This window comes from Rhodococcus sp. P14 (genome assembly GCF_000256505.1).
Taxonomy (GTDB): Bacteria; Actinomycetota; Actinomycetes; order Mycobacteriales; family Mycobacteriaceae; genus Rhodococcus; species Rhodococcus ruber.
In genome coordinates this window covers 1-7538 of record NZ_AJFC01000365.1, presented here as the reverse complement: position 1 = coordinate 7538, position 7538 = coordinate 1, and the positions used below count along the sequence as shown (strand labels likewise).

9 protein-coding genes and 3 tRNA genes are annotated in these 7538 nt (G+C 68.6%); 8 read left to right on the top strand and 4 right to left on the bottom strand.

Annotated features, from left to right (window positions below; translation table 11 throughout):
* On the bottom strand, nucleotides 1-276 hold a 276-nt coding region (locus tag OEY_RS0125480; protein WP_010596562.1), incomplete at its 3' end, for an MFS transporter.
* Nucleotides 277-390: 114 nt separating this feature from the next.
* On the opposite strand from OEY_RS0125480, the gene OEY_RS0125475 reads away from it, so the two are divergent.
* From OEY_RS0125475 to OEY_RS0125455, 5 genes are all read left to right on the top strand, one after another.
* Nucleotides 391-1167: a fumarylacetoacetate hydrolase family protein gene (locus OEY_RS0125475; RefSeq protein WP_010596561.1), complete on the top strand. Its 777-nt coding sequence runs from the start codon at nucleotides 391-393 to the stop codon at nucleotides 1165-1167.
* A 68-nt stretch (nucleotides 1168-1235) separates the two neighbouring features.
* Entirely contained in the window at nucleotides 1236-2708 is a 1473-nt protein-coding gene (gltX, locus tag OEY_RS0125470; RefSeq protein ID WP_010596560.1) for a glutamate--tRNA ligase, read from the top strand.
* Nucleotides 2709-2865: 157 nt separating this feature from the next.
* A tRNA-Gln gene (locus tag OEY_RS0125465) sits at nucleotides 2866-2937 on the top strand.
* Nucleotides 2938-3029: 92 nt separating this feature from the next.
* Nucleotides 3030-3105, top strand: a tRNA-Glu gene (locus OEY_RS0125460).
* 59 nt (nucleotides 3106-3164) lie between these two features.
* Nucleotides 3165-3240, top strand: a tRNA-Glu gene (locus OEY_RS0125455).
* Nucleotides 3241-3296: 56 nt separating this feature from the next.
* Here OEY_RS0125455 and OEY_RS30995 read toward each other — a convergent pair.
* From OEY_RS30995 to OEY_RS0125440, 3 genes are read right to left on the bottom strand one after another with little or no spacing between them, the layout of a single operon-like run.
* Complete coding sequence (locus OEY_RS30995) at nucleotides 3297-3464, bottom strand: DUF5302 domain-containing protein (protein WP_010596559.1); 168 nt, start codon at nucleotides 3462-3464, stop codon at nucleotides 3297-3299.
* A gap of 46 nt (nucleotides 3465-3510) precedes the next feature.
* Entirely contained in the window at nucleotides 3511-4053 is a 543-nt protein-coding gene (locus OEY_RS0125445) for a pyridoxamine 5'-phosphate oxidase family protein (RefSeq protein WP_010596558.1), read from the bottom strand.
* A 41-nt stretch (nucleotides 4054-4094) separates the two neighbouring features.
* Nucleotides 4095-4796 (bottom strand): IclR family transcriptional regulator, encoded by a 702-nt coding sequence (locus tag OEY_RS0125440; protein ID WP_010596557.1) that lies wholly within the window; start codon nucleotides 4794-4796, stop codon nucleotides 4095-4097.
* A gap of 129 nt (nucleotides 4797-4925) precedes the next feature.
* On the opposite strand from OEY_RS0125440, the gene leuC reads away from it, so the two are divergent.
* The 3 genes from leuC to OEY_RS0125425 form a co-directional block, all read left to right on the top strand.
* Nucleotides 4926-6344, top strand: a complete 1419-nt coding sequence (gene leuC / locus OEY_RS0125435) for a 3-isopropylmalate dehydratase large subunit (RefSeq protein ID WP_010596556.1) — start codon at nucleotides 4926-4928, stop codon at nucleotides 6342-6344.
* A gap of 26 nt (nucleotides 6345-6370) precedes the next feature.
* On the top strand, nucleotides 6371-6967 hold the full coding sequence (gene leuD, locus OEY_RS0125430) for a 3-isopropylmalate dehydratase small subunit (protein ID WP_010596555.1): 597 nt from the start codon (nucleotides 6371-6373) through the stop codon (nucleotides 6965-6967).
* Between the two features lie 169 nt (nucleotides 6968-7136).
* Nucleotides 7137-7538, top strand: a 402-nt coding sequence (locus OEY_RS0125425) for an HU family DNA-binding protein (RefSeq protein WP_010596554.1), incomplete at its 3' end; no start/stop codon positions are given.

Here is a 7538-nt window from a genome sequence, read left to right as displayed (position 1 = left end):
GGCCGCGGCCGCCGCGGCCAGTGCGAGTCCGACGGCCAGGACCCGCCGCTCGCCGTACCGATCGGCCAGGGCACCCCATGCGACGAGACTGAAGACGACTCCGAATAACGGTGCGGCGGAAAGTGTTCCGGCCTGTGCAAGCGTGAGGCCCCAGTCCTCGTGCAGCGTGGGGATGAGGAAGGCGGCGCCGTTGACGAGGACTGCCTGAGCCGCCTGCGCGAACACGCCGAGCGCCAGGATGACCCAGCGCCGCGCGCCGATGTCCCGAACCGTCATGTCATCTCACTATCTGAAACAAGAATCCCGTAGAGTGAACTTCTGTGTGGGAGCCTATACCTGGGCGACGTGGTCCGCAGGGCTGCGGGCGGCGGCACGGATAGACTCCCCGGCATGCGCCTTGGTCGAATTGCCAGCCCGGACGGTGTCGCCTTCGTCAGCATCGAGGGGGAGGGGGACGCCGCGATCGCGAAGGAGATCGCCGAACATCCTTTCGGCACCCCGACCTTCACCGGCCGCAGCTGGCCGCTCGCCGACGTCAGGCTCCTGGCGCCGATCCTGGCGAGCAAGGTGGTCTGCGTCGGCCGCAACTACGCTGCCCACGCGGCCGAGTCCGGCAACGAGGTCCCCGACGAGCCGGTGATCTTCCTCAAGCCGAACACCTCCATCGTCGGCCCGGGAGCGCCGATCGTGCTCCCGCCGAGCAGCAACCTCGTCCACCACGAGGCCGAACTCGCCGTCGTCATCGGCCGCCCCTGCAAGGACGTTCCGGCCGCGAAGGCGCTCGACGTCGTCCTCGGCTACACGGTGGCCAACGACGTCTCGGCGCGTGACCATCAGCAGCAGGACGGACAGTGGACGCGGGCCAAGGGGCACGACACGTTCTGCCCCCTCGGGCCCTGGATCGAGACGAACATCGATCCCACGGATCTCGAGATCACCGCGCAGGTCGACGGACAGACGCGTCAGCGGAGCCGAACGTCGTTGATGGTGCACGACATTCCGAAGCTGATCGAGTGGGTCTCGGCGGTGATGACCCTGTTGCCGGGCGATGTGATCCTCACCGGCACCCCGGAGGGCGTCGGACCGCTCGTCGACGGCGACACCGTCTCGATCACCGTCGAGGACATCGGCACGCTGACCAACCCGGTGACCGCCAAGCGCAGGTAGGCCGCGGCTTCGCGATCGGCCGGGACTAGCCTGGAGGGGTCTTTTCGATCCCTCGACCCGAGTGAGCCATGACCAACAGCGAAGTACGCGTTCGTTTCTGTCCGTCCCCGACCGGAACCCCGCACGTGGGCCTCGTGCGCACCGCCCTGTTCAACTGGGCTTTCGCCCGTCACCACGGCGGCACCTTCGTGTTCCGCATCGAGGACACCGACGCCGCCCGCGACACCGAGGAGTCGTACCGGGCCATCCTCGACGCGCTCCGGTGGCTCGGGCTCGACTGGGACGAGGGCCCCGAGGTGGGCGGCCCGTACGAGCCGTACCGGCAGTCGCAGCGGCGAGACCTGCACCTCGACGTCGTCGCCCGGCTGCTCGACGCGGGCGAGGCGTACGAGTCGTTCTCCACGCCGGAAGAGGTCGAGGCGCGCCACCGCGCTGCCGGCCGCGACCCGAAGCTCGGCTACGACAACTACGACCGTGACCTGACCGCCGAGCAGCGGCAGGCGTACCGCGAGGAGGGGCGCAAGCCCGTCGTGCGCCTGCGCATGCCCGATCACGACCTGACCTGGAACGATCTGGTCCGCGGTGAGACCACGTTCAAGGCCGGCACCGTGCCCGATTTCGCACTGACCCGCGGCAACGGCATCCCGCTCTACACCCTGGTCAACCCCGTGGACGATGCCCTCATGCGGATCACCCACGTGCTGCGGGGCGAAGACCTGCTCTCGTCGACGCCGCGCCAGCTCGCTCTCTACGAGGCGCTGCAGCGCATCGGCGTGACCGATTTCACGCCCGAGTTCGGTCACCTGCCGTTCGTGATGGGTCAGGGCAACAAGAAGCTCTCCAAGCGCGACCCCGAGTCCAACCTGTTCATCCACCGCGACCGCGGCTTCATCGCCGAGGGCCTGCTCAACTACCTCGCGCTCCTCGGCTGGGGGCTGGCCGACGACCGTGACGTCTTCTCGCTCGACGAGATGGTGGCCGCGTTCGACATCGCCAAGGTGAACTCGAATCCGGCGCGGTTCGACCAGAAGAAGGCCGACGCCATCAACGCCGAGCACATCCGCCTGCTCGAGCCGGGCGACTTCACGGCACGGCTGAAGTCGTTCCTCGTGGAGCACGGCCGTATCACCGCGGACGTCGACGACGCCCGGTTCGCGGAGGCGGCCGAGCTGGTCCAGACCCGCATCGTGGTGCTGTCGGACGCGTGGGACCTGCTGAAGTTCCTCTACGTCGACGAGGCCGACTTCGTCCTCGACGAGGCGGCCGCAGCCAAGAACCTCGGTCCCGACGCCGCGCCCGTGCTCGATGCGACGATCGCTGCGGCCGGTGGCGTGGCCGAGTGGAAGGCGGCGTCCCTCGAGGAGGCCCTCAAGGCCGCGCTGATCGACGAGCTCGGCCTCAAGCCTCGCAAGGCCTTCGCGCCGGTGCGCGTGGCCCTCACGGGCTCGCACATCAGTCCGCCGCTGTACGAGTCCATGGAACTGCTCGGCCGGGACGTCTCGCTGGCGCGTCTGCGTGCCGCCCGCGCCCGCATCGCCTGAGCCGGTCCGGGCCCGGCGGCGGGATCGCCCGTGGCCGGGCCGGATTTACCCGGCCTGACCAGGCGATTTGTAATTGGGGGCACCGATGGTGCTAACCTTCTTCTCGGTTCGGAACGGAGGCCGCACCGCCGCGAGGCGGGTCTCCGGAACAAGCCATTGGGGTATGGTGTAATTGGCAACACAGCTGATTCTGGTTCAGCCATTCTAGGTTCGAGTCCTGGTACCCCAGCGTCTGCCCGGTGATTTTGTCACCGAGCCTCGGCCGGTTAAGCTGGCTGAGCCTCCGCCGCAAGGTGGGGGAGTACCGGAGAAGAAGTTCCTGGCCCCGTCGTCTAGCGGCCTAGGACGCCGCCCTCTCAAGGCGGTAGCGCGGGTTCAAATCCCGTCGGGGCTACCACGGAAGGCCCTTCGATCGCGAGTTCGAAGGGTGTTCTTCTCCGAGCAGTGAAAGTTCCTGGCCCCGTCGTCTAGCGGCCTAGGACGCCGCCCTCTCAAGGCGGTAGCGCGGGTTCAAATCCCGTCGGGGCTACCAAACGAAGGTCCCTGCCGATCCACGGATCGGCAGGGACCTTCGTCGTTCTGCGCTCGTCAACCACTCTTGCGCCGGAAATTGCGGCGGTGGTCGGCGCTGCCGTGCGGCGCCTGCGCCTTGGCCCTCCCGTCGAGATGGTCCGTGCCGCGGCGGGCGTGCTGATTCTTGCGTTCGAGGGCTGCGCGGAACTGCTCCGCGATCCGCTCCTCGTTCGGCTCGTGCATCGCTGTCTCCCTTCCCCACCCGGTACTCGGCCGGGCCATCGGGAATCTAACCCGGCAGCCCTGCGTCTGTCGCGCGGTTTTCCAGCGATTCGAACAGGTACGGCGCGGTGCTGCCGCCGATCGGCATGGCCGCCAGTCCCAGCTTGCGGTGATCCCAGGACCGGGTTCGTTCCGCGACGACGCGCACCGCGACACGCTTGTGCATCATCTGCTCGATCGCGGGACGCACGTCCTCGGTGTACGGGCCCGTGTAGCGCTCCCACACGCTCCGGCACACGCGGAACAGCACGTCCCGGTCCTCGACCACCTCGGCATGCCCCTCCAGGGAGACTCCGCGCAGCGTGTCGTACGTGTGGCCGTCCTCGACGAGCGCGCTGATCCGGTTGTCGCGCCGCAGATTGACCGCCTTCTGCGACTTCAGCTTCGTCTCGAACCACATCTCGCCGTCGAGCACGGCGTACCACATCGCGACGAGGTGGGGGAGGCCGCCGGGGCCGACGGTGGCCATCGTCGCGACGCGGCTGCGGCCGAGGAAGTCGCCGATCTCGGCGTCGGACATCGTGATCTGTGCGCGCTGGTGGGTTCCCATCCGTGCACTGTGGCACAGGAGCCGGCGGACGCGACAGCCTTCTAGAGCCGCTTGTGCAGGGCGTCGGCGGCCGCGAGCAGGTCCGCGGCCCACCGCGCTCCGGGCCGGCGGCCCATCCGGTCGACGGGTCCCGAGACGGAGATGGCGGCGACGACCGAACCGGAGGCATCGCGCACCGGTGCGGCCACCGAGGCGACGCCGGGTTCGCGTTCGGCGACGCTCTGCGCCCAGCCCCGGCGACGCACCTCGGCGAGCACCCGCTCGCCGAATGCGGCCTCCGGCAGGATCGCCCGCTGCGTCGCGGCGTCGGCCCAGGCGAGCAGGACCCGCGCGCCGGACCCGGCAGTCATCGGCAGTCTCGCACCCACGAGGACGGTGTCGCGCAGACCTGTCGGTGGTTCGAGTGCGGCGACGCATACCCGGTGCGTGCCCTCCCGCCGGTACAACTGCACGCTCTCCCCGGTGATCTCGCGCAGCCGCGGGAGAACGAGCGAGGCCGCATCGACGAGCGGGTCACCCGCGCCCGCGGACAGTTCGGCCAGGCCGGGGCCCGGTCGCCACTGGCCGTCGCCGTCGCGCGCGAGCAGCCGGTGCACTTCGAGCCCGACCGCGAGGCGGTGGGCAGTGGCGCGGGGTAGTCCGGTGCGAGCGCACAGTTCGGTGAGGTTGCACGGTTGCCGAGCCACCGCGTGGAGGACCGCCATGGCTTTGTCCAGCACTCCGATCCCGCTATGCTGTCTCATAGGTCGATACCTCCGTCTCGCATAATGGGAAGCATAGCCCACGCGGAAACCGGCGGGGACGACAGTATTCGCGGCCCGGGACAGCCCGAGAACGGGAACCGCGTTCGTCACGTACGACAGGTGGAGAAGATGGCTGGAAAGACTCTGGCGGAGAAGGTGTGGGACCAGCACGTGGTCGTGCGCGGTACGGGAGAGGGGGCGGCACGGCAGCCGGACCTGATCTACATCGATCTGCATCTCGTGCACGAGGTCACGAGCCCGCAGGCGTTCGACGGACTGCGGCTGGCGAATCGGCCCGTGCGGCGCCCGGACCTGACCATCGCGACCGAGGACCACAACGTGCCCACGGTCGACATCGACAAGCCCATCGCCGACCCCGTCTCGCGCACCCAGGTCGAGACGTTGCGCCGCAACTGTGAGGAGTTCGGCATCCGGCTGCATCCGATGGGGGACGTGGAGCAGGGCATCGTCCACGTCGTCGGACCACAGCTCGGACTGACGCAGCCGGGCACGACGGTGGTGTGCGGCGACAGTCATACCTCCACCCACGGCGCCTTCGGTGCCCTGGCGATGGGTATCGGCACCAGCGAGGTCGAGCATGTGCTGGCGACCCAGACGCTTTCGCTGCGCCCGTTCAAGACGATGGCGATCACCGTCGACGGCGAACTGCCCCCCGGCGTCTCGAGCAAGGACCTGATCCTCGCCGTCATCGCCGAGATCGGCACCGGCGGCGGCCAGGGCTACGTGCTCGAGTACCGCGGCGAGGCCATCCGGAAGCTGTCGATGGAAGCGCGGATGACCATCTGCAACATGTCCATCGAGGCGGGCGCCCGGGCCGGGATGATCGCACCGGACGAGATCACCTACGAGTTCCTGAAGGGCCGCCCGCACGCCCCGCAGGGCGCGGACTGGGACGCCGCGGTGGCGGCGTGGGAGCAGTTGAAGACCGACGAGGATGCGGTTTTCGACGCCGAGGTCCGCATCGACGGGTCGGCTCTGACGCCCTTCGTCACGTGGGGCACCAACCCGGGGCAGGGCGCGCCCCTCGGTGCGTCGGTGCCCGATCCGGCGGCGATGGCGGACGAGAGCGAGCGCCTCGCGGCCGAGAAGGCACTGCGGTACATGGGACTCGAACCCGGGACGCCGCTGCGGGAGGTGCCCGTCGACACCGTCTTCGTCGGGTCGTGCACCAACGGCCGGATCGAGGATCTGCGGGCCGTCGCCGACGTCCTGCAGGGCCGCACGGTCGCCGACGGTGTCCGCATGCTCGTCGTGCCCGGATCGATGCGCGTTCGTGCCCAAGCCGAAGCCGAAGGTCTCGGTGAGATATTCACGGCCGCAGGGGCGGAATGGCGTCAGGCCGGCTGCTCGATGTGCCTGGGCATGAATCCGGACCAGTTGGCACCGGGTGAGCGCTGCGCTTCGACCTCGAACCGGAACTTCGAAGGCCGCCAAGGCAAGGGCGGACGCACCCACCTCGTCTCGCCTCAGGTCGCGGCGGCGACTGCGGTGCGCGGCACTCTCTCCGCTCCGGCGGATCTGGACTAGGTCACGGAACCGAAGGAGAATTTTCGATGGAAGCCTTCACCACTCACAAGGGAATCGGCGTCCCGCTGCGCCGGTCGAACGTCGACACCGATCAGATCATCCCTGCGGTGTACCTGAAGCGAGTCGCTCGAACCGGATTCGAGGACGGGCTGTTCGCCGCGTGGCGCACGGATCCGTCCTTCGTGCTGAACACCCCGCCGTTCGACCGGGGCAGCGTCCTGGTGGCCGGCCCGGACTTCGGCACCGGGTCCTCGCGCGAGCACGCCGTGTGGGCGCTGTCCGACTACGGTTTCCGCGTCGTCATCTCGTCCCGCTTCGCCGACATCTTCCGGGGCAACGCCGGCAAGGCCGGATTGCTGGCCGCGCAGGTCGAACAACCGGACGTCGAATTGCTCTGGAAGCTCATCGAACAGCAGCCGGGGCTGGAGCTCGAGGTCGATCTCGGCGCTCGTACCGTGACCGCCGGAACCACCGTGGTGCCGTTCAGCATTGACGACTACACCCGGTGGCGGCTGTTGGAGGGTCTCGACGACATCGGACTCACGTTGCGCCAGGTAGAGGCGATTTCCGAGTACGAAAACGCAAGGCCTTCTTGGAAACCACGAACCCTTCCGGCGCCCTGATCGAGCCCTCGAATCGGGCCTCGGCGGGCCGGATCCGACTGCACGTCCGGATCCGGCCCGCCGGCAATTTGCATGAGAATTGGCGTGGCACATAGACTCTTGCCCGTTTGCGGGTCTACCGTGGACTCGAGTCGGTCTGACGGTGGACCGTAATGTGCGGAGGAATGCAATGAACAAGGCAGAGCTGATCGATGTTCTGACCGAGAAACTCGGTTCGGACAGGCGCACGGCAACGGCGGCCGTGGAGCACATGGTCGACGCGATCGTGCGTGCAGTGCACTCGGGCAAGAGCGTCACCATCACCGGATTCGGTGTCTTCGAGCAGCGCCGCCGCGCAGCCCGGGTCGCGCGCAACCCGCGTACGGGTGAGACCGTGAAGGTCAAGCCGACGTCGGTGCCGGCCTTCCGCCCCGGCGCTCAGTTCAAGGCGGTCATCGCCGGTTCGCAGAAGCTCCCCGCGACGGGTCCGGCCGTCAAGCGCGGCGCGGCTGCGCCCGCCAAGAAGACCGCGGCGGCGAAGAAGACCGCCGCCAAGGCCGCTCCGGCGAAGAAGACCACGGCGGCCAAGGCT